The organism is Enterobacter cloacae complex sp. P1B (assembly GCF_014982345.1).
Taxonomy (GTDB): Bacteria; Pseudomonadota; Gammaproteobacteria; order Enterobacterales; family Enterobacteriaceae; genus Enterobacter; species Enterobacter bugandensis.
In genome coordinates this window covers 1-20,862 of record NZ_JADCLF010000013.1, presented here as the reverse complement: position 1 = coordinate 20,862, position 20,862 = coordinate 1, and the positions used below count along the sequence as shown (strand labels likewise).

Below are 20,862 nucleotides of genomic sequence, written 5' to 3'. Positions count from 1 at the left end.
TCAAGACCACTGCCCCAGCGTCAGGCGTTCGTTGCCGCCGTAGTCGCGGCAGGTTTCGACAGCGGCGTAGCCTGCCTGGGTAAACAGTGCCCGCACGGATTCTCCCTGCGTCCAGCCATGCTCCACGAGCAGCCAGCCGCCGGGAAGCAAATGCTCTCGTGACGTTGTCACAATGTGATCAAGATCGGCTAATCCCGCGTTGGCGGCCACAAGCGCCGTCAGCGGTTCGAAGCGAACATCTCCCTGCGCAAGGTGCGGATCATGTTCGTCAATGTAAGGAGGATTGCTGACAATCATCGCAAATGAGCGGTTCTCCAGCGCGGCAAACCAGCTGCTTTGCAGCACCGTTACGTTGCTGAGCCCGAGACGTTCCACGTTACGCAGCGCCAGCGCCACCGCGTCGGGCATCACATCCACTGCCGTTACATCGCAGTCAGGCCGCTCGCTGGCCAGCGCCAGCGCGATAGCACCAGTTCCCGTCCCGAGATCGAGAATGCGGCAGGCCGCTGCGGGTAAACGTGCCAGCGCCTGCTCCACCAGACACTCGGTATCCGGACGCGGGATCAGCGTCGCCGCCGAGACGTAAAGCGGTAGCGACCAGAACTCGCGCTCACCGACAAGGTGAGCCACCGGCTCGCCGTTTTTACGGCGGGCAAGCAGCGCGGCGAGCCGTGCTTCCTGCTCTGCGGTCAGCTCAGTTTCGCCGAATGCCAGCAGGTACGTGCGGGCTTTACCCGTCACATGCTCAAGCAAAATTTCTGCGTCGCGCTTCGGGCTTTCGCTTTTGCAAAGCTCCCCGGCCGCCTCGCGTAACCAGCGCTGAAAATCCATTATTCCTGCTCGGACAGCGCCGCCAGCTGGTCGGCCTGGTATTCCTGCACGATAGGCTCAATCAGCATATCCAGCTTCCCTTCCATCACCTCGTCCAGACGGTACAGGGTCAGGTTGATTCGGTGGTCGGTCACGCGCCCCTGAGGGAAGTTATAGGTGCGGTTACGGTCGCTGCGATCGCCGCTGCCCAGCAGGTTACGACGCGTAGAGGCTTCCGCCTGCTGACGCTTCGCCATTTCCGCCGCGTGGATGCGCGCGCCCAGCACGGACAACGCTTTGGCTTTGTTTTTGTGCTGCGAACGTTCGTCCTGACACTCCACCACGATGCCGGTCGGCAGGTGGGTAATGCGGATGGCGGAGTCGGTGGTGTTAACGTGCTGACCGCCCGCCCCGGAGGAGCGGAAGGTGTCGATGCGCAGGTCCGCCGGGTTGATGTCCGGCAGTTCCGCTTCCGGCAGCTCCGGCATCACCGCCACCGTACAGGCGGAGGTATGAATACGGCCCTGAGATTCGGTGGCCGGAACGCGCTGCACGCGGTGACCGCCGGATTCAAACTTCAGACGTCCGTACACGCCGTCGCCGCTGATCTTGGCGATAACCTCTTTGTAGCCGCCATGTTCGCCTTCGTTGGCGCTCATGATCTCCACGCGCCAGCGGCGCGATTCGGCGTAGCGGCTGTACATGCGGAACAGATCCCCGGCAAAGAGCGCCGCTTCGTCACCGCCGGTACCGGCGCGCACTTCGACAAACGCGTTACGTTCATCGTCCGGATCTTTCGGCAGGAGCAGCACCTGAAGCTGCTGCTCCATCTCTTCGGAACGCGCTTTTGCATCCTGCAGCTCTTCCTGCGCCATCTCGCGCATCTCAGGATCGTCGAGCATCATCTGCGCGGTTTCAATATCTTCCTGAACCTGTCGCCAGTCGGTAAAGCATTTTGATACATCACTCAACTGCGCATATTCACGCGAAAGCGCGCGAAAACGTTCCTGGTCTGCGATAGTCCCGGCATCGCCGAGCAGCGCCTGTACTTCTTCATGGCGCTCGTGCAGAGCTTCCAGTTTAGCGACGATAGAAGGCTTCATAGGCGTAAGTGCACCTTGTCTTAGAAAATGGGTATAGGGCGCTATTCCAGCCCGAGGCTGTTGCGCAGAATAGTCAGGCGTTCATCATCCCCGTCACGGGCAGCCTGTTGAAGAGATTTGGTTGGCGCATGGATCAGGCGGTTGGTCAGCTTCCACGCCAGATCCTGCATAATCGCCTGCGCGTCGCCGCCCTGTTCCAGGGCCGCTAACGCTTTGGCAGTCAGGTCATCACGCACCTGCTCCGCCTGCCCGCGGTACTCGCGGATGGTCTCGCTGACGCTTTGCGCGCGCAGCCAGGCCATAAATTCGCTGGTTTCCTGCTCAACAATGGTTTCCGCCTGCACCGCCGCCGCTTTACGCTGGGCGAGGTTGTGCGAAATAATGCTTTGCAGGTCATCCACGCTGTAAAGATAGGCGTTAGCCAGCTTGCCAACCTCTGGCTCAACATCGCGCGGAACGGCGATATCCACCAGCAGCATTGGCTGATTACGGCGGGATTTCAGCGCACGCTCCACCATCCCTTTACCGATGATCGGCAGCGGGCTGGCGGTAGAGCTGATAATAATGTCCGCCTCTTTCAGACGTTCATCAATATCGCTCAGCGCAACCACCTCGGCACCCACTTCGTCCGCCAGCACCTGCGCGCGTTCGCGGGTGCGGTTCGCGATAATCATCTTTTTCACTTTATGCTCGCGCAGATGGCGCGCCACAAGCTCGATGGTTTCGCCCGCGCCTACCAGCATCACGGTGACGGTCGACAGGGATTCAAAGATTTGCCGTGCAAGGGTACAGGCCGCGAAAGCAACAGAAACCGCACTGGCACCAATGTCGGTTTCGGTTCGCACACGCTTCGCCACGGAGAAGGACTTCTGGAACATACGCTCCAGCTCGCTGGCCTTGAGATGCCCTTTCTGGGAATCTGCGAAGGCTTTTTTTACCTGGCCGAGGATCTGCGGCTCGCCAAGCACCAGCGAATCCAGACCGCTGGCGACGCGCATCAGATGGCTGACCGCATCGTTATCCTGATGCCAGTACAGGCTGTTGCGCAGCTCGTCTTCGTTGAGATTGTGGTAGTCACATAGCCAGCGGATCAGCGCGTCGTGCAGGTTATCCTGCTCTTCCACGCTCAAATACAGCTCGGTACGGTTGCACGTCGAAAGCACCACGCCACCCTGCACCATCGGCTGTGCAAGCAGGCTGTCCAGCGCCAGGTCAAGCGTATCCGGCGAAAACGTAACGCGTTCTCGCAGCGAAACCGGGGCCGTTTTGTGGTTGATGCCGAGTGCTAATAGGGTCATGTTGAGCGGGAGTAGTACCAGCGTTAATAAGGTTAGCAGGACGCATCATACAGGATGCGCGAGATCAATAAAAGAGACCGCCTCCTTTCGGAGTAATAGGTTACTCAACGCTTTGAGATAATTTGAACGTAGACGGTAGCACTGCGGGGCGCTAGCATTAACAGTTATAACTGCAACGTATCTCAAGGATTTGTCCTCATTATGACCCGACTGATTCGCCTGCTGCCGCTGGCAGCACTGGTTCTGACCGCCTGTACTGTCACCCAACCAAAAGGCCCGGGCAAAAGCCCTGATTCACCGCAGTGGCGTCAGCACCAGCAGGACGTCCTTAATTTGAAGCAGTACCAGACGCGCGGCGCCTTCGCGTATCTCTCTGACGAACAAAAGGTTTATGCCCGCTTCTTCTGGCAGCAAACGGGGCAGGACAACTATCGCCTGCTGCTGCTGAACCCGCTGGGCAGCACCGAGCTGGAGCTTATCGCCAAACCGGGCGAAGCGCAGATCACCGATAACAAAGGCCAGCACTACACGGCGACCGATGCCGAAGAGATGATTGGCAAGCTGACCGGGATGCCAATTCCGCTGAACAGCCTGCGCCAGTGGATCCTCGGCCTGCCGGGCGAAGCGACCGACTATACGCTTGACGATCAATACCGTCTGAGCCAGGTCAACTACACCCAGAACGGCAAAACCTGGAAAGTGGTGTACAGCGCCTATGACAGCAAGAGTAAACCTTCGCTGCCATCAAACATGGAGCTGACCCAGGGCAGCCAGCGCATCAAGCTGAAAATGGACAACTGGATCGTTAAATGATGACCCACTGGCCTTCTCCGGCAAAACTGAACCTGTTTTTATACATCACCGGCCAGCGTGCTGACGGCTATCACACTCTGCAGACGCTGTTTCAGTTTATTGACTATGGCGACACGATTGCCATCGAGCCGCGTCAGGATGGGCAGATTTGCCTGCTGACGCCGGTCGACGGCGTGGCGCATGAGGACAACCTGATCGTCCGCGCCGCGCGCCTGCTGATGAAAGCCGCCGCGGAATCGGGCCGTCTGCCGGCGGGAAGCGGTGCGGATATCCGCATTGAGAAGCGTCTGCCGATGGGTGGCGGTCTCGGCGGGGGCTCATCCAACGCCGCCACCGTGCTGGTTGCGCTGAACCACCTCTGGGGCTGCGGGCTGTCGACGGATGAACTGGCTGGTTTGGGCTTAACGCTGGGCGCAGATGTCCCTGTGTTTGTTCGCGGCCACGCGGCCTTTGCCGAGGGCGTGGGCGAGATCCTCTCCCCGGTCAACCCGCCGGAAAAATGGTATCTGGTTGCCCACCCCGGCGTGAGCATTCCGACCCCGGTCATCTTTAAAGATCCTGACCTGAAAAGAAATACCCCGGTACGGTCAATAGAAACGTTATTAAATTGTGAATTCAGCAACGATTGCGAGGATATCGCAAGAAAACGTTTTCGCGAGGTTGATGCGGTGCTTTCCTGGCTGTTAGAATACGCGCCGTCGCGCCTGACCGGTACAGGGGCCTGTGTCTTTGCTGAATTTGACACCGAATCCGCTGCCCGTCAGGTGCTTGAGCAAGCGCCGGATTGGCTGTATGGTTTTGTAGCGCGCGGGATGAACACCTCCCCCCTACAGCAGGCCATTCTGGCGCAGACTGAGTTTCGGTGACAACGTCACCCTGTTCCAGACGTTGCATCGCGCTCTTTAATACACCGCCTGGATAGCCTTCGCTTAGGCCCCGCAGTTTGCGGCGAACGCTATCCACCACTGGACGCATGCCTGAGGTTCTTCTCGTGCCTGATATGAAGCTTTTTGCTGGTAACGCCACCCCGGAACTAGCACAACGTATTGCCAACCGCCTGTACACTTCCCTCGGCGACGCCGCCGTAGGTCGCTTTAGCGACGGCGAAGTCAGCGTACAAATCAACGAAAATGTACGCGGTGGTGATATTTTCATCATCCAGTCCACCTGTGCTCCAACAAACGACAACCTGATGGAACTGGTTGTTATGGTCGACGCTCTGCGTCGCGCTTCCGCAGGCCGTATCACTGCTGTTATCCCTTACTTTGGTTATGCCCGCCAGGACCGTCGCGTCCGTTCCGCGCGTGTGCCAATCACCGCTAAAGTTGTCGCTGACTTCCTGTCCAGCGTCGGCGTTGACCGCGTACTGACCGTTGACCTGCACGCAGAGCAGATCCAGGGCTTCTTCGACGTCCCGGTTGATAACGTATTCGGCAGCCCAATCCTGCTGGAAGACATGCTGCAGCTGAACCTGGACAACCCAATTGTGGTATCTCCGGACATCGGCGGCGTGGTACGTGCCCGTGCTATCGCTAAGCTGCTGAACGATACCGACATGGCGATCATCGACAAGCGTCGTCCGCGCGCTAACGTTTCTCAGGTGATGCACATCATCGGTGACGTAGCTGGCCGCGACTGCGTGCTGGTTGACGACATGATCGATACCGGCGGTACGCTGTGTAAAGCCGCTGAAGCGCTGAAAGAGCGCGGTGCCAAACGCGTGTTCGCTTACGCGACCCACCCGATCTTCTCCGGTAATGCCGTGAACAACCTGCGCAACTCCGTCATTGACGAAGTTGTGGTATGCGATACCATCCCACTGAGCGACGAGATCAAGGCACTGCCAAACGTGCGTACCCTGACCCTGTCCGGGATGCTGGCCGAAGCGATTCGTCGTATCAGCAACGAAGAATCCATCTCTGCAATGTTCGAACACTAATCGAACACGGCCAAAAAACCCGCTGCGGCGGGTTTTTTTGTCTCTGGGTTTTATTTGTATGATTAATGCCTCCTTCACCTGCCATTCACATGACAGATGATGCGCACACGGATGATAGATAATTGTGAAAAACGTAGCCTCCTCACATGTTCTGCCCTTTCGCGCCCTCATCGACGCCTGCTGGAAAGAGAAGTACACCTCGTCACGCTTTATCCGTGACCTGATTGCCGGGATCACCGTCGGAATTATTGCCATCCCGCTGGCGATGGCGCTGGCGATTGGCAGCGGCGTTGCGCCACAGTACGGTCTGTACACCTCGGCCGTTGCCGGGATTGTTATTGCCCTGACGGGCGGCTCGCGCTTCAGCGTCTCCGGCCCGACCGCCGCCTTTGTGGTGATCCTCTACCCGGTTTCACAGCAGTTTGGTCTGGCAGGCCTGCTGGTTGCCACCCTGATGTCCGGCGTCTTTTTGATTCTGTTCGGTCTGGCCCGTTTTGGTCGCCTGATTGAATACATTCCCCTTTCCGTGACGCTGGGGTTCACCTCGGGGATTGGGATCACCATCGGAACCATGCAGATTAAGGATTTCCTCGGTCTGCAAATGACCCATGTTCCGGAGCACTATTTACAGAAAGTGGGCGCGCTGTTTATGGCGCTGCCGACGGCCAACCTGGGCGACGCCGCCATCGGAATAGTCACCCTGGGGACGCTTATCGTCTGGCCTCGCCTCGGTATTCGCCTGCCGGGCCATCTGCCCGCCCTGCTGCTGGGCTGCGCGGTGATGGCTATCGTTAATATGTTCGGCGGTCATGTCGCGACTATCGGCTCGCAGTTCCACTATGTTCTGGCGGACGGTTCGCAGGGTAACGGCATTCCACAGCTGCTGCCGCAGCTGGTGCTGCCGTGGGACATGCCTGGTTCGAGCTTCACCCTGAGCTGGGATTCCCTTCGCGCCCTGCTGCCCGCCGCGTTCTCTATGGCGATGCTGGGAGCGATTGAATCCCTGCTTTGCGCCGTGGTGCTCGACGGCATGACCGGCACCAAGCACAAAGCCAACAGCGAACTGGTCGGTCAGGGCTTAGGCAACCTCATCGCACCGTTCTTTGGCGGGATTACCGCCACGGCAGCCATCGCCCGTTCTGCGGCAAACGTGCGCGCGGGGGCAACGTCACCCGTTTCGGCGGTTATCCACTCCGTGCTGGTGATTCTGGCGCTGCTGATCCTTGCCCCACTGCTCTCCTGGCTGCCGCTTTCCGCCATGGCCGCCCTGCTGCTGATGGTGGCCTGGAACATGAGCGAGGCGCACAAGGTGGTGAACCTGCTGCGTCGCGCGCCGAAAGACGACATCATCGTGATGCTAATTTGCATGTCGCTGACCGTGCTGTTCGACATGGTTATCGCCATCAGCGTCGGGATCGTGCTGGCCTCCCTGCTGTTTATGCGCCGCATCGCGCAGATGACGCGCCTCTCGTCGGTAAACGTCGAGGTGCCTGAGGATGTGCTGGTGCTGCGCGTGATTGGCCCGCTATTCTTCGCCGCGGCGGAAGGATTGTTCAGCGATCTGGAGTCCCGCATCGCGGGGAAACGGGTTGTGGTGCTGAAGTGGGATGCCGTCCCGGTGCTGGATGCCGGCGGTCTGGATGCCTTCCAGCGCTTTGTGAAACGTCTGCCGGAAGGCTGCGAGCTGCGGGTCAGCAACCTGGAATTCCAGCCCCTGCGCACCATGGCGCGTGCGGGCGTGCAGCCGATCCCTGGCCGCCTTGCCTTTTATCCTAACCGTGAAGCCGCGTTAGCGGATCTGTGAGTTACCTGATGCAGAGAAACGTCTCTGCATCATCACCCCGATCGCCTGCTGGAGCCATGCAAGCACGGCAGGCGTCATCCAGGTTCCTTTCATCAGATGCGGCTCCTGCTGCATAGCCGTACGAAACTTTTGCTGGGTCTCGGGGTTGGTGCCTGCGTAGGACTGGAACAATGCCAGCCAGTTTTCAGCCAGCTTTTGCGCCTCCTTCGAGTCAGGAGCGATATTGTCCCGCTGCGCCTGATGCAGTTTCGCCACCAGCGGCGGCCACTCCATCATGCGGTCAAAATAATGTGCCCGGGTAAAGGCCATCTCTTCGGCAGTGAGATACTTCTCCCATATCCTGAGCTTAGATTCCGCAAACGCCCGCGTGATGTAATCTGTCATCTCCGGGGTGATGCCGGTCTGCGCCTGCATCTGTGGCTCTACGCTGTGCATCTCGTTCAGCCGGGTGAGAAACTCCGGCTTGCCCGCCGTGTCCTGTTCAAGACGTTCCATCCAGCGGGTCGCCAGATCCATCGCCCGCGTGTCAGTAACGGGTATATCCTGTTCCAGCAGCGCGTTAGCCTCTGCCACCAGCCCTGACCAGATAGCCGCCAGCGCATCCTTCTGTACCGCAAACGGCAACTGCTGTAACTCTTCTTTGCTAAACCAGCGATCGTACATATTCATTAACTCCAGAGTCTGTAGCCAGGACTCCAGATCCGGCGTCGCATCGTCGGTAAGCCCGGTACGCAGCTCCACCAGCCGGTCGCGCAGCGTGTGTATGCTGCGCAGCTGTTTATCCAGCAACGTGATTTGCGCATCGAGTAGCTCGGTCAACGACAGCGACTCCTTTTCCAGAAAATCCCTGATTTCGGCAAGTTCCAGCCCCGCTTTTGCCAGCGCCTGGATCATGTGCAGACGCTGGACATCCGCCAGGTTGTAAAGCCGGTAACCTGCCGCGCTTCTGGCAGAAGGCAGCAACAGCCCTGTTTGCTCGTAGTGATGCAATGTCCGCACAGTGATACCGGCTCGTTTCGCCAGCTCACCCACCTGAATCAACATAACTGCTCCTTTTTACTTTGCCAGTGCCACCACTCTGGAGCCTTACGTTACGTGAGGGTCAATATGCTATGCAAAAAAAAAACGACTCCGGATGGAGTCGTTTCGATGTTCTTAATCAGGCACTAGCTGTGCTTATGCTGGTCACGACGACAGCGTTTGTCGTAGTGGCGCACCCACCAATATTTATCGCAGACTTCCTCATGTCCGCTCACGCGCGCCCCGGCGAGCCACAATACTGCACCGAGGAAGATGCTCAATACCGCGCCATGCGCGAAGTATTGTGGGAGATCAAGCTGCGGCAGTTGGTTTAAAATGGAATAACCTACGCCGACTACCATCACGAACAGTCCCAACCCCATTAGCACGTTACCGAGCATCGAAGCGTTTTTGCGTTTCATATGTCACCTCCGGAACTTTGGGTTGTCAGGGGAAAAGCCCCTAATCCTTGTGTGTAAAGTATAGACAACGCCCCTTTTATGAGTTGCGTGAATGATCACAATTACGAATAACGCACAAACAAAAATTTACAAATAAGGCGTTGAACAGCTTGAAATTCTAATTGTTCAGATGAGTAATTATTCGAATTTCGCCGGGATAACCGCAGAATTTTGTCAAGCGGCGCGCCAGACAGTAAACTACGCGCCAGATCTGGAACCCATTAGGAATTGAATCGTGACGATTAAACTGATTGTCGGCCTCGCCAACCCGGGCGCGGAGTATGCGGCCACCCGCCACAACGCCGGAGCCTGGTACGTCGATCTGCTGGCCGAACGGTTACGTGCTCCCCTGCGTGAAGAACCAAAATTCTTCGGCTATACCTCACGTATCAACCTTGCTGGCGCGGATGTTCGCCTGCTGGTGCCCACCACCTTTATGAACCTGAGTGGTAAAGCGGTGGCGGCAATGGCAACGTTTTATCGCATCAACCCGGATGAAATTCTGGTGGCTCACGATGAGCTGGATCTCCCGCCTGGCGTAGCAAAATTCAAGCTGGGCGGCGGACACGGCGGTCACAACGGTCTTAAAGACATCATCAGCAAGTTGGGCAATAACCCGAATTTCCACCGTTTGCGCGTGGGAATCGGCCATCCGGGCGATAAAAACAAAGTTGTCGGTTTCGTGCTCGGTAAGCCCCCGGTTTCCGAACAAAAACTGATTGACGAGGCGGTAGACGAAGCGGCGCGCTGCACTGAAATCTGGCTGCAAGACGGCTTAACCAAAGCGACAAATCGCTTACACGCTTTCAAAGCGCAATAATCCGCCCGATACGGCTTTTTTACCGCGCGTCATGCGGGTTACGTGTATAATAGGCGTAGTTATTTACTTTTCATCAATCGGTTATCGTTAACGGATTGATTATCAAGATATTAAGGTGATTTAGAAATGGGATTCAAATGCGGTATCGTCGGTCTGCCAAACGTGGGCAAATCCACCCTGTTTAACGCGCTTACCAAAGCGGGTATCGAAGCGGCGAACTTCCCGTTCTGTACCATCGAACCGAACACCGGCGTGGTGCCAATGCCGGACCCGCGTCTGGACCAGCTTGCGGAAATCGTGAAGCCGCAGCGCATTCTGCCAACCACCATGGAGTTCGTGGACATCGCGGGCCTGGTGAAGGGTGCCTCCAAAGGCGAAGGTCTGGGTAACCAGTTCCTGACCAACATCCGTGAAACTGAAGCGATCGGCCACGTTGTGCGCTGCTTCGAGAACGACAACATCATCCACGTTAATAACAAAGTGGATCCGGCTGACGATATCGACGTCATCAACACCGAGCTGGCGCTCTCTGACCTCGACACCTGCGAACGTGCGATTCACCGCGTGCAGAAGAAAGCCAAAGGCGGCGACAAAGACGCGAAAGCGGAACTGGCTGCGCTGGAAAAATGCCTGCCACAGCTGGAAAATGCCGGCATGCTGCGCGCGCTGAAAAATCTGACTGACGAAGACAAAGCGGCGATCAAATACCTGAGCTTCCTGACCCTGAAGCCAACCATGTACATCGCCAACGTTAACGAAGACGGTTTCGAGAACAATCCGTACCTGGACAAAGTCCGTGAAATCGCCGCGGCGGAAGGTTCTGTGGTTGTGGCGGTTTGCGCAGCCGTTGAGTCCGATATCGCCGAGCTGGACGACGCCGACCGTGAAGAGTTCATGGCCGAACTGGGTCTGGAAGAGCCGGGCCTGAACCGCGTGATCCGCGCGGGCTATGAGCTGCTGAACTTGCAGACCTACTTCACCGCTGGCGTGAAGGAAGTGCGTGCATGGACGATTCCTGTGGGTGCGACTGCGCCTCAGGCGGCCGGTAAGATCCACACCGACTTCGAAAAGGGCTTCATTCGTGCGCAGACTATCGCGTTTGAAGACTTTATCACCTACAAGGGTGAGCAAGGCGCGAAAGAAGCTGGCAAGATGCGTGCGGAAGGGAAAGATTACATCGTTAAAGATGGCGACGTGATGAACTTCCTGTTTAACGTTTGATTTGTTTTGAATGAAAAAAATCCACGCTTGGGCGTGGATTTTTTTATAGAGTAACGAACTTATCCCCTTTTGCGCCGGTAGAACTCTAGATATTTTTTAGGTCTATCCTGAAACGCATGCTCTTTGCCGTAGTTATAAGCATCGTTAAAATATTTGTACGCTTCATCGAATTGATTCAACTCGTAACAGACCATACCCAAGTCGATTAACGGTGCAGTGTCTATATCCGATCCACGTGTCCGTAAAGTCGTCTCTCCCCATTTCTTTGCCTCAACGTAATCCGCAAGATCAAAATATGCGCTGTACATGCATGCAGAGATCCAGTTAGCAAGTTCTGATTCGGACTTTGGCTCAGGAAGAGCTTGCCAGGCCTTTTGGTATTGATCTAAAGCCTCGGCGTATTTTTGGTTGTCGTGTAACTTGTTTCCTTGTTCAATAGTATCTTCTATAGCCGTTTTCATACTAAAGCCCTTGCCTTTTTAAATAAAAATCCTTTTCCAAGCAACAACAAAACATAATGAAATGCAACGCTAATTTTGTTTTTATATTATAAAGTTATTACATTACAATCGACCATCTTATAGCAAATATTTTTTAGTATTAATGACTCTATAACATCCCAATCACCTCCACCGAGGCCAGCGCCTATTCTTGGCATTTGTACTGAAAGGCGATTCACTAAAGCAAAGTCAGATAATTTTTCAAGACAAACGTCCAGGGATGCATAACATACGTATTGATTTTTGTCATTGACATTTTTCTTAATACCATCTTGTGCATACATATTAGCAATAAATATCTGTTCTTTAGCATCAACCAAGACAAAATCAACCGTACCTAATTCTGGGATATTATTTCCATTGAAGCTATTGAGATAGTATTTCTTTGCAGAAGGATATTTATTTGAAAGAGACAGAACAAAGCCTTTACCCCATTTCCCTTTATTATTCACAATGTGAGCAATAACTGTGGATTTTTTCAAAGGTTCCACAGCATTTCCAGACAAGTATTTTATTTGTTTTTTTTCTTGCAATGAACTCGTTGATGTTTGCCAGAAAGTTTCAAACTCCTCATTCGAAATTTCTTCAGCATCACTTAAGTCGAGATCGCTTTTTTTACCATCATACAGCAGAAAACCAATTTTATCATTTTTATCTAGCAAAGAGGAAGATGCATAATAATCGCCATCTATGATGTTTATTTGTCGTGTGGCCACCTCTCCTATGAATTCATTGATAATAATTCCTTCACCTGCAATAAAATCAACGTTACCTTTATAATATTTTTTCACATCAACCACAACTCCTCCCACTTTTAACAATTCTTTTAGAGACATCAAGATCTTTTGAGTTTAAGATCAAGAATGTGTTTTCCCGGGGTTCAATTACATCTAGGCCAGTAACATCTATTTCAACAAAATGGCTTATACCTTTTAATTTTCTCGCATCACCATATATATCAGCTGCTAATTGGCCGAGAGACATTTTTCCAGTTCCTCCAACATCTTTGAGTGTTCTTCCGCCAATCATTTCAGGTCTGATATTAGTGAAATATTGCCCATCCCCAAAACGAGCATGTATATCACCAGACGACGGTCTAATCACACCACTTTCCGTGATACCTTTCATACCTTCTTCAGTCGTGTAGTGAATCAATGTTTTAGGCGTCAACCCCCACGGATCCACCCATCCCAGCGCATTCGGCGCATACTGGTAAAGGTTTATCCCCCCCGCCAGCCCTATCGGGTCCTGCTGCGTAAACCGTCCGCAGTCCGGGTCGTAATACCGGAACAGATTGTAGTGCAGCCCTGTCTCGCGGTCCAGATATTGCCCCTGCATACGCAGGTTCTGAGAAAATCCTGATATCTGCGTCTCGCTTTCCCGCAGCAATTTGCCCCAGGCGCTGTTCACCCCTTCCCAGCGCAGCTGTCCTTCGATATCCGTCATCCGCTCCGGCGTGCCGTTGGGCTGGCAGTGGAACCAGAAGATCTCCGGGGCATCAACGCCGTCTATGCGCGCCAGCGGATCGTAGCTGTCCTGATCGCTGTAGACGTAGGTCAGCGGCATGTCCCCGTGCACCTCCTGCAACAGCCGGAACCCTTCCCAGACAAATCGGGTGGTGACCGGCTTGCCGGTTGGCTGTCCGCCCAGCATCTGGCGGCGCGTTTTGCTGATGCGTCGCCCGAGCGGATCGTAGCGGAAGCTGACCTGCGTCTGCGGCCTGTTGCGGTCCCGCGGCTGGCTGATCACCTCCGTCAGACGGTGCTCGCCGTCGTAGCGGTAGTGCCAGCGGGTCTGGCCGTTATCTTTCTCCACGGTGCGGCCGTGGATGTCATAGCGCCAGCGAATGCCGTTCAGCTGCGTCAGGCGGTTGTGCGTGACCTTCTCCGCAGATCCTTCGAGCGGGTTACCGGCAGCGTCCCAGCGCCACTGCTCCTGTCCGGGCAGCGTGCCGTCCTGAACCAGCAGACGCCCGGCGCTGTCGTACTGCCAGCGGTACCAGCTGAACGGGTTATCGTCTCGCTCTTCGCGAACCAGGTTATTACGGTAATCGTAATCCCAGCGGCGGGACCAGCGGCGCGGCGACGGGCGCTGAGCGTTGCCGGTAAAGACGTCCCGCCGATGCAGGCGACCAAGGCGGTCGTATTCGCTGCGGGTGGTCAGCAGCCCCTGCGTGCGGCTGGTCTCGCGGTGAAGCTCGTCGCGGGTAAAGTCGGAGACCGACAGCTTATCGAGGGCAATGCTGAGCAGATGCCCGCTGCCGTAGTAGAACTGTTTCAGCTCGCGGCCATCGGGCAGCGTGACGGAGGTGCGGTTGCCCAGCGCGTCATACTCCCACGCCAGTTCGCCGTGCTCGCCCGCTTCGCGCGTGACGCGACCAAGCGCGTCGTACTCAAAGGCAAGCTCCTGCTCTGCCTCGGTGGTCCACGCGTCGGCTGAAAGCGCAGGATGCAGCCCAATCCGGCTTAACAGCCCGGACGGCGTGTAGTGGTAGCGGGTCTGCCCTTCCGGCGTGGTGCGGGCGACCAGCTGGCCGCTCGCGCTCCAGGCGAAGGCGTGGGTGATGGCCTCCGGATGACCGGCGGCGAACGTGCGCGCTATCGTGCGTCCGCAGGCGTCGTAGCGATACTGCGAGGCCACGCCATCAAGCCCTACCTCTTCCAGCAGCAGCGAGTCAGCGCCCCAGCGGAACTGGTACGCTTCGCCGTTTTCGTTTTCCAGGGCAATCAGACGCCCGCGGCTGTCCCAGCGGCGACGGACCTCTTCGCCCTGCGTATTACGGGTGGCGGTTAAGCGCCCCGCCTCATCGTATCTGAACTCACTTTCTTTCCCGTCGGCGCCCGCGTGCCTCACCGGCAGGCCACGTTCGTTCCATTTGAGCGACTCCGTCCAGCCTTCCGGACGATCGAGCTGCACCGGGCGCCCTGCGGCGTCGTAGCGGTAGCGCGTCTCTTCACCGTCAGCGCTAATCTCTGCCACCAGCCAGCCCAGCGGGTGATAGCGATAGCGGGTAATACGCCCGGAACAGTCCGTCGAACGGACAATCTGCCCGGCCTCGTTGTACTCCTGATAGCGGCTGTTGCCGGCGGCATCGATCTCTTCCACAACCTGGCCAAACTCGTCCCGGCGCAGCTGCGTGGTCTGCCCCAGCGGATCCACCACGCGCTTCAGCCCGTGGTGTTCGTCGTACCAGAAGCGAGTCGCGCTGCCGTCTGCTTCAATGATTGACGCCGGAAGCGCACGGTGCTCCAGCCAGGTGGTGGTGCGGTTATTGCCATCGGCGTCGATCTCCTGCACCCGGTTGCCCATCTCGTCGTAGACGAAGGTGACGGCATTGCCGAGCGGATCGATGCGACGCGTCAGAAGCTCGTTATCGTCCCACTCGTAGCGCCAGTTTTCACCGCGCTCGTCGACGTAACGCACAATCAGATTCTGCGCGTTCCAGTAGTGGCGTCGCGTCTGGCCGTCGTAGTGCTCGACGGTCGTCAACCCCGCGTCTAAATCGTAGCTAAAGCGGCAGCCATCGCCGGTGCTGGTGCGGTTTTCCACCACGCGCCAGTGATCGAATTGTTTCCAGCGGTATTCGCTCTCCAGCCCCCCCGGCAAGCGGTGCCAGACCATCAGGCCGTGGTCGTTGTAACGGTATTCACGCGTCACCACGCCGGAGGCGTCCGTCGCGCTCGCCAGCTGGCCGCGCGCATCGTAGCCCCACTGCATCAGCGGCCAGGTTTGGTTGCCGTCGAAATGGCTGGCTGCGGTAACCCGCTGCGGGAAACGTTCATCCTCATAGCGCAGGGTGACGTCTATCGCCCGCGGCTCGTCGTGAAGACCAACCAGCCTGCCGTGCTCGTCCCACGCCGTCAGCAGCGCGTTGCCGTATTCATCGCTGAGGGAGGCCAGACGCAGGATAGAAGGATTCGCGCGGGTCGGTTTGTACAGACGCCACACCGCGCCGTCATCGTCGGCAATCGCCACGTCGCCGCTCTCATTGCGGCGGATAATGATGCCTTCGCTGATGCTGTAAAACGCCTGGTCGACAGGCGGCAGTTCAAAGCTCAGCTCGCGCCCGGTTTCATCGAACCAGGTCGCATTGTTATCTTCCAGCGTCAGATAGCTGTCAAAGGTTGTAGCCCAGCCCAGACCGAACAGCCCTTCGCGGGTGGTCAGGCTGTTATAGCTGCGCTGCCAGCGCAGCGGAAAGCGCCCCGGCAGCGAGAAATCGAGCTCGTCGTCGTCATTCAGCACCTTCACGCCGGTAGCGGCGTGAACCGGGTGCGAGGAGCCAAACACGGCGTTCACCGCCATATCCGCCAGCATCCCGCCGCCAGCCGCCGCCAGCGCGCAGGGCATGTTTTTCAGGATCTTGCCCGGACGACCGCGCAGCAGGGAGAGCGCAATCATCCCCAGCGCCAGACCCGGCGTTTTACCGCTTTTGATATCGCGGACCGTGAGCGTGTCCCCGCCGATGATCACGTTAGGAGAGACATCGTCGGAAACGGTGCCTTCGCAGGTGGTGCGATCTTTCGCGCGCACCGCAGGCTGGCCGTTGATGAAAACGCTTTTGGAGCCTTCCGCCAGATACTGCGGCCCGGAGTGTTTTTCACACGCCACCTTGTCTTCTTCCAGCGGCGAAGTTCCCGCAGCGGCAGACGCCACGCTCGGCTGCCACATTTCGCTGCCAAACTGTCCGGCGGCGGAAAGCAGCATGCCCGCGTAATCGGCAAAGCTGCCCGGCGACTGCGGCTCAGGGGACGGGGTATCGGCGGGCGTGAGCGTGCCTGCCGCGCGCGCGGCAGGGATTGCGTTGGTCAGAACGTTATTCGAACCGGTGGTGATTTTGCCCGCAGGCGACGGCGGGAAAAGCGCATTGCCTAACCCTTCCGCGGCGTTACTGATATCGTCTGTGATACCCGCCACGTTCGCCAGCACGCCGCCAATGATGCCGCTTAACAGACAACTGGATCCAATTGCTGCCACGCCTGCAGCTGCTGCCCCCGCACCCAGCAATGGCGCCGCTACGGTTGCTGCTGCGCCTACCGCCGCACCGATCACCGCATAGGCGGCACCTTCCGCCACAATGCTGGTGATGTCAGCAAAAATGCTGGAGTGAATAATCTCGTCGCCCTTACGGGCCGCGTTGTTATCGCTCATGCCTTACACATTCCGGTTGTCGTTTAGCGTCAGACTCTGCTTAAGCGCGCTCCAGCGCACCTCGTCCTCTTCAGTGAATGCTCTGAGTGCCGAGAGGGTAAAAATCATCATTACGGGTTTGCCCGGCGTCTGCACGGCCAGCTGTTTTTGCCACAGGCGCTGCCCGTTACGGTCAAACGTGGTCTCAACTTCCAGTCCGCTAATTTTTCCATCAGGCCCGGCTTTTACGCTCCGGAATTCGCTCTGGGCGATCTCACCCATCTGAGGACGCAGCACATCCCACTGGCGGTGAAACTCTTGTTCGTAGTCGCTGCCATCGGGAATCACGCCGCGGCTGACCACCACGGACAGCCCGCTTTCGTCATCGCGAATGATGTTCATGCTGTTATCCTGCCAGGCAGCAGGAAATAGGGAAAACGAACCTTCCTGGAGGGTGTATTTCATAAGTGAACTCGGGATGATTAATATTGAGAGAAACAAAAGAGGCCAATCCATGCTGGCCTTTTGGCTGGCTTTTTTATTTAAGCCACTGACCTGACTGTTCGACTAAAACATGACTGCCTTTGCTGACAACCAATTTCACAGGTGCATACGTCACGGTATAAGCGATCTCGCCATTCTTGTACGTTGAGCCGATTATTTTGCCTGCGGAGTCGTGTAACGTTTTACCCCTTAAGGAGATTGTACTGTTATCGCTTTTGCGCACGCCGAGATAAACCATCTCGTCACATTTGCTCTCAAAATGGCCGCATTTGTTTATCAGCGAAATAGCGAATTTATCGGTGTCCAGTTTTCTGGTTTCCGCGTTTTGAACCGAAGCGGCTTTACGTAACGTATATCGCAGCGGAGCATAGTAATTTCCTTTTTGAGGAGGAGTAACTAAACGCCATTCCATTTCACGCCCCTTTATTTCCAGAACAGCCCGTCCACCTACGCCGCCAAACGATGAGTTGAACTCAACGCTGGCACGATTGCCAGCGATCGTACCGCTAAGATTTTGCTCATCATCTTCCGGGCAATCTATGCGGTTTCCTCTCTGGGAGATATAGCAATAAGAGCCGGTGATCCGCTTGTCTGATTCAGCTAATCGCAGGGTTAACGTCGAGTCGTTCTTGAATTCGCCAGCCCACTCCCCGTCAAACACGAGTTTTGATTGGCCGAACGTTGCAAAATGCATCGCATTAAATCTGGCGGCCCACTGCTGAATATCGGCATGAATAACTGGGCTATTGTCAGATGACTGGTAATGAATAACGTCCGACGTCGGAACCACCCAGGCTGCAAAGATTTTGCCGTCAGGATTGATGACCAGCGCGGATGCATTCTCCTGATAGAGATCTTTTAACCAGCCTTCAACAAACAACCCACCACCTGTGGTGGTATGCGGTTCACCGAAGACATCAAAGTTATCAATAAAGGTCTGGTAATGATTTCCCAGCGTTTTCCTGAGATTGTCAGTCACTTCGCTGTCGTTAACGATGCGGCTAACCGTATCAAGCTTATTATATTGTGATAATTCAAGCGCCGTTGTGGTTTCAACGGGGCCTGTCAATAAAGCGGTGAACAATATGGCTGCCAAATGTTTTTTGCTCATAAATTACTCTGAAGAGCCATTGTTGTAATTCATGGTTATTTTCAAAACGTCGCCGTCTTTCATCTCAAACGAGAGCGCTTTTTTACCCAACTCGTAGGTAATCCACTGTTCCCCCGAATCATTGTCGACCTGACCGGTACCGTATGCGCTGTTCAATTCCTCTCTCGTTGAACCCACATGGATACCACGCGGCGTTGCGAAGCCTTCGGCAGTCACCGTAATTTGAGACACGATATAATCATCAACGCTTCTTTCCGCTTTATCCCACCAGAGATTGGAACTGAATATTTCTAACCCAGCCCTTTGATGCTGGAAGAATTTATAATTAGTTCCGTCAAAAGGAACCTCACCGGTAAAACTGCCTTCCACCGGCACGTCAAATTTAAGCGCGATATTAGGAGCCCATCTGTCGCCCAGGGCGATGGACTGGTCTTTGACCTTCACGGAAAAATCCTGTTTTGTCAGAACGGGCGGCATAGCCTCTGCCAAAACCACATTGCTACTCAGACAACTAAACATCAGGGAAAAACAAAGAAATATAGGCGTGTGTTTTTTCACGTTTATCGTCACTAACTTGATGTAAATTACGCTTTTCACGAATACTGCAAACCGGCAGCGAAATATCCGTGCCGGCATGAAAACACAACACTTATTAACGATCGTAACGCGACATAACGACTCTATTTAGGCATTCCTGGTTCATTACCGGAAAACTAAATGCCCATGCAAGTCCTCTCTCATCAGTAACGGTTCGGTATCCAACTGATTGTCCTGCGGTATTCCCACGAGGAATGTTAGAAATTTTAACATCAGGGAAATGAGTTTTTACTTGTTCGAGCGTAATGCAAGGCTGTTCGATTACAAACGAGATAAGTGAAACACTATTATCTCCATTTCCCCATAAACGAACATCTAAATCGCTGATACGAGTTCCATCAGATAATGTGAATGGAACTGACGTATAACGGTCTTTCACTTCTGGATTTTTTTGGACCAGTGGTTGATGGAAAAGTTTACTGACATCCTCGGTCTGTTTTCCCCAGACTGTTTTTAGTTCTTTAACAATATTCCATAACGAATCTTGGTTCATGTTTTTTTGTCCTGCGTAAGAAAAAGATGAAAATAGTGGGAGCAAAAAGAGGATGGTATTTTTTGTCATTCTACTTACCATAGAAACCCCCGTAATAATCGCTGTAATTGAGATCGGTACCCGAAGCTATTTCGCCTTTACCGTAGACTTTACCTATAGCTTTTGCTGCGTCAACCCGCGACAACTCTCCACTTACCATTTTATCATAGGCTGCATTGTAAGCTTTGAGATTTTCCGGGCTTCCTGCTATATCAATATCAATACCGCCATTTCCCAGAATTTCACGCTGTATTTTAATATTATTCAAGGTTGCACCACCTTCATCCATAAGCTGGCTGTTAACGAAATTTTCTTTACTAGAATAGTCCGCTGCAACAGGATATGTTGCATGCCCTGCTTCATGAGCCAGTGTTTGTACTGTATTGGCCGTGTCTTCCATGTGTTCGGGATCCATAACGATCAGTTTATTATCCGAATCAGTATAACTTCCCCCTCCAGTCGCACCTGGTTGAATCGCCCATCCCTTGTCTTTCAAATCTTTTAGCTGAGTTTGAAGGGTCGGTGACTTGTTGATTTGTTTAACAACATCATCATTGAAAGGCATAACGTCTGAGCTATTCGGATTGTTTTTATAAACATAATTCCCTTTCAAAGGCGGGGCTGTTGTTGACGCCGAAGCTGGAGCAGGTTTCGATTGGCCTGCTGCTGGAGCCGCAGCGGGGGCAGGACGACTAGCGCTCTCTTGCGGCGAAAACTTCGCCTGCACCGCCGCATCAATATCCCCTTTATGCCCAGAACCCGGCGCCGTTGTGCCCGGCTTGGTTCCCGAGGTATTCAGATGCAGCTTACCGCCCGTGGTGATATACCCATCTCCCTCAACGAAGAAGTTAAACTCTTTGCCAATCAGGTTAATCTTGCCGTTAGCGTTAAGCTCTATGGCGCTTTCACCTGAGACCAGCCGCAGCTTCGTCCCGGATGCAATAACATACTGCTCGACCGCCGCATCCAGCTTGCCTTTCCCCGTCAGGATCTCGGTGCCACCTTTCACGGCCTGCGTCTGGTTCGCTTCTACGCGATGCAGCTCATTTTTCTTCACGTAATGGCTGCGCGCCCCGCCGACGCTGTGCGTTTCATCATTTTTAACGCTGGTGTCCATGTTGCGCTCGGCCTGGATCCACACCTGCTCTGCACCCGCTTTATCCTCAAAGCGCAGGGCATTGGCGTTGTCCACAGAGCCC

General features: G+C 55.1%; 18 protein-coding genes and 1 pseudogene. 6 read left to right on the top strand and 13 right to left on the bottom strand.

Annotation, left to right across the window (positions count from 1 at the left end):
* The 3 genes from prmC to hemA are packed head-to-tail and all read right to left on the bottom strand — an operon-like array spanning nucleotide 1 to nucleotide 3,211.
* Nucleotides 1-831 (bottom strand): peptide chain release factor N(5)-glutamine methyltransferase, encoded by an 831-nt coding sequence (gene prmC / locus INF77_RS12950; protein WP_063942338.1) that lies wholly within the window; start codon nucleotides 829-831, stop codon nucleotides 1-3.
* Complete coding sequence (gene prfA / locus INF77_RS12945) at nucleotides 831-1,913, bottom strand: peptide chain release factor 1 (RefSeq protein WP_021240360.1); 1,083 nt, start codon at nucleotides 1,911-1,913, stop codon at nucleotides 831-833. Before prfA ends, prmC begins: the two co-directional genes overlap by 1 nt.
* 41 nt (nucleotides 1,914-1,954) lie before the next feature.
* Nucleotides 1,955-3,211 (bottom strand): glutamyl-tRNA reductase, encoded by a 1,257-nt coding sequence (gene hemA, locus INF77_RS12940; RefSeq protein WP_021240361.1) that lies wholly within the window; start codon nucleotides 3,209-3,211, stop codon nucleotides 1,955-1,957.
* A 201-nt stretch (nucleotides 3,212-3,412) separates the two neighbouring features.
* Between hemA and lolB the strand changes: the two genes are divergently transcribed.
* The 4 genes from lolB (at nucleotide 3,413) to dauA (ending at nucleotide 7,767) form a co-directional block, all read left to right on the top strand.
* Nucleotides 3,413-4,024 carry a lipoprotein insertase outer membrane protein LolB gene (gene lolB, locus INF77_RS12935; protein ID WP_028013462.1) on the top strand — a complete coding sequence of 204 codons (612 nt, stop codon included), beginning with the start codon at nucleotides 3,413-3,415 and terminating at the stop codon, nucleotides 4,022-4,024.
* Complete coding sequence (ispE, locus tag INF77_RS12930) at nucleotides 4,021-4,890, top strand: 4-(cytidine 5'-diphospho)-2-C-methyl-D-erythritol kinase (protein WP_193532736.1); 870 nt, start codon at nucleotides 4,021-4,023, stop codon at nucleotides 4,888-4,890. The genes lolB and ispE overlap by 4 nt, the downstream gene beginning before the upstream one ends.
* Before the next feature lie 125 nt (nucleotides 4,891-5,015).
* A complete protein-coding gene (gene prs, locus INF77_RS12925; RefSeq protein ID WP_003856663.1) occupies nucleotides 5,016-5,963 on the top strand; it encodes a ribose-phosphate diphosphokinase in 948 nt (315 codons plus the stop codon).
* A 124-nt stretch (nucleotides 5,964-6,087) separates the two neighbouring features.
* The gene (dauA, locus tag INF77_RS12920) at nucleotides 6,088-7,767 is read left to right on the top strand and encodes a C4-dicarboxylic acid transporter DauA (RefSeq protein ID WP_193532737.1); all 1,680 of its coding nucleotides are present in this window, start codon (nucleotides 6,088-6,090) and stop codon (nucleotides 7,765-7,767) included.
* Here dauA and INF77_RS12915 read toward each other — a convergent pair.
* Together INF77_RS12915 and ychH are read right to left on the bottom strand one after the other, a co-directional pair.
* Nucleotides 7,753-8,811 (bottom strand): MerR family transcriptional regulator, encoded by a 1,059-nt coding sequence (locus tag INF77_RS12915; protein WP_193532738.1) that lies wholly within the window; start codon nucleotides 8,809-8,811, stop codon nucleotides 7,753-7,755. The genes dauA and INF77_RS12915 overlap by 15 nt on opposite strands.
* A gap of 122 nt (nucleotides 8,812-8,933) precedes the next feature.
* Nucleotides 8,934-9,209, bottom strand: coding sequence for a stress-induced protein YchH (gene ychH / locus INF77_RS12910; protein ID WP_028013466.1), 276 nt, complete (start codon nucleotides 9,207-9,209; stop codon nucleotides 8,934-8,936).
* A 274-nt stretch (nucleotides 9,210-9,483) separates the two neighbouring features.
* Here ychH and pth point away from each other — a divergent pair, with 274 nt between their 5' ends.
* Nucleotides 9,484-10,068 (top strand): aminoacyl-tRNA hydrolase, encoded by a 585-nt coding sequence (pth, locus tag INF77_RS12905; protein ID WP_008499504.1) that lies wholly within the window; start codon nucleotides 9,484-9,486, stop codon nucleotides 10,066-10,068.
* A gap of 126 nt (nucleotides 10,069-10,194) precedes the next feature.
* Nucleotides 10,195-11,289, top strand: a complete 1,095-nt coding sequence (ychF, locus tag INF77_RS12900) for a redox-regulated ATPase YchF (RefSeq protein WP_003856650.1) — start codon at nucleotides 10,195-10,197, stop codon at nucleotides 11,287-11,289.
* Nucleotides 11,290-11,348: 59 nt separating this feature from the next.
* Here the strand turns inward: ychF and INF77_RS12895 are convergent, their stop codons facing one another.
* From INF77_RS12895 to INF77_RS12860, 8 genes and pseudogenes are all read right to left on the bottom strand, one after another.
* Complete coding sequence (locus tag INF77_RS12895) at nucleotides 11,349-11,750, bottom strand: hypothetical protein (RefSeq protein ID WP_193532739.1); 402 nt, start codon at nucleotides 11,748-11,750, stop codon at nucleotides 11,349-11,351.
* Between the two features lie 86 nt (nucleotides 11,751-11,836).
* On the bottom strand, nucleotides 11,837-12,625 hold the full coding sequence (locus INF77_RS12890; RefSeq protein WP_214581235.1) for an Appr-1-p processing protein: 789 nt from the start codon (nucleotides 12,623-12,625) through the stop codon (nucleotides 11,837-11,839).
* Nucleotides 12,582-16,940, bottom strand: coding sequence for an RHS repeat-associated core domain-containing protein (locus tag INF77_RS12885; protein WP_193532740.1), 4,359 nt, complete (start codon nucleotides 16,938-16,940; stop codon nucleotides 12,582-12,584). The genes INF77_RS12890 and INF77_RS12885 overlap by 44 nt, the downstream gene beginning before the upstream one ends.
* Nucleotides 16,941-16,943: 3 nt before the next feature.
* Nucleotides 16,944-17,384 (bottom strand): DcrB-related protein, encoded by a 441-nt coding sequence (locus INF77_RS12880; RefSeq protein WP_193532741.1) that lies wholly within the window; start codon nucleotides 17,382-17,384, stop codon nucleotides 16,944-16,946.
* Between the two features lie 73 nt (nucleotides 17,385-17,457).
* Nucleotides 17,458-18,534, bottom strand: a complete 1,077-nt coding sequence (locus INF77_RS12875; protein WP_193532742.1) for a hypothetical protein — start codon at nucleotides 18,532-18,534, stop codon at nucleotides 17,458-17,460.
* A 3-nt stretch (nucleotides 18,535-18,537) separates the two neighbouring features.
* Nucleotides 18,538-19,092, bottom strand: a complete 555-nt coding sequence (locus tag INF77_RS12870; RefSeq protein ID WP_247649072.1) for a hypothetical protein — start codon at nucleotides 19,090-19,092, stop codon at nucleotides 18,538-18,540.
* Nucleotides 19,093-19,186: 94 nt separating this feature from the next.
* The gene (locus INF77_RS12865) at nucleotides 19,187-19,693 is read right to left on the bottom strand and encodes a hypothetical protein (RefSeq protein ID WP_223824751.1); all 507 of its coding nucleotides are present in this window, start codon (nucleotides 19,691-19,693) and stop codon (nucleotides 19,187-19,189) included.
* Nucleotide 19,694: 1 nt separating this feature from the next.
* A pseudogene (locus INF77_RS12860) lies at nucleotides 19,695-20,862 on the bottom strand (type VI secretion system tip protein VgrG); the annotation flags it as partial.

Excerpts from the sequence above, each read along its gene's own strand:
- prmC (WP_063942338.1), bottom strand. The coding sequence starts at position 831 with ATGGATTTTCAGCGCTGGTTACGCGAGGCGGCCGGGGAGCTTTGCAAA.
- prfA (WP_021240360.1), bottom strand. The coding sequence starts at position 1,913 with ATGAAGCCTTCTATCGTCGCTAAACTGGAAGCTCTGCACGAGCGCCAT.
- hemA (WP_021240361.1), bottom strand. The coding sequence starts at position 3,211 with ATGACCCTATTAGCACTCGGCATCAACCACAAAACGGCCCCGGTTTCG.
- lolB (WP_028013462.1), top strand. The coding sequence starts at position 3,413 with ATGACCCGACTGATTCGCCTGCTGCCGCTGGCAGCACTGGTTCTGACC.
- ispE (WP_193532736.1), top strand. The coding sequence starts at position 4,021 with ATGATGACCCACTGGCCTTCTCCGGCAAAACTGAACCTGTTTTTATAC.
- INF77_RS12915 (WP_193532738.1), bottom strand. The coding sequence starts at position 8,811 with ATGTTGATTCAGGTGGGTGAGCTGGCGAAACGAGCCGGTATCACTGTG.
- ychH (WP_028013466.1), bottom strand. The coding sequence starts at position 9,209 with ATGAAACGCAAAAACGCTTCGATGCTCGGTAACGTGCTAATGGGGTTG.
- ychF (WP_003856650.1), top strand. The coding sequence starts at position 10,195 with ATGGGATTCAAATGCGGTATCGTCGGTCTGCCAAACGTGGGCAAATCC.
- INF77_RS12895 (WP_193532739.1), bottom strand. The coding sequence starts at position 11,750 with ATGAAAACGGCTATAGAAGATACTATTGAACAAGGAAACAAGTTACAC.
- INF77_RS12890 (WP_214581235.1), bottom strand. The coding sequence starts at position 12,625 with ATGTCTCTAAAAGAATTGTTAAAAGTGGGAGGAGTTGTGGTTGATGTG.
- INF77_RS12885 (WP_193532740.1), bottom strand. The coding sequence starts at position 16,940 with ATGAGCGATAACAACGCGGCCCGTAAGGGCGACGAGATTATTCACTCC.
- INF77_RS12880 (WP_193532741.1), bottom strand. The coding sequence starts at position 17,384 with ATGAAATACACCCTCCAGGAAGGTTCGTTTTCCCTATTTCCTGCTGCC.
- INF77_RS12875 (WP_193532742.1), bottom strand. The coding sequence starts at position 18,534 with ATGAGCAAAAAACATTTGGCAGCCATATTGTTCACCGCTTTATTGACA.
- INF77_RS12865 (WP_223824751.1), bottom strand. The coding sequence starts at position 19,693 with ATGACAAAAAATACCATCCTCTTTTTGCTCCCACTATTTTCATCTTTT.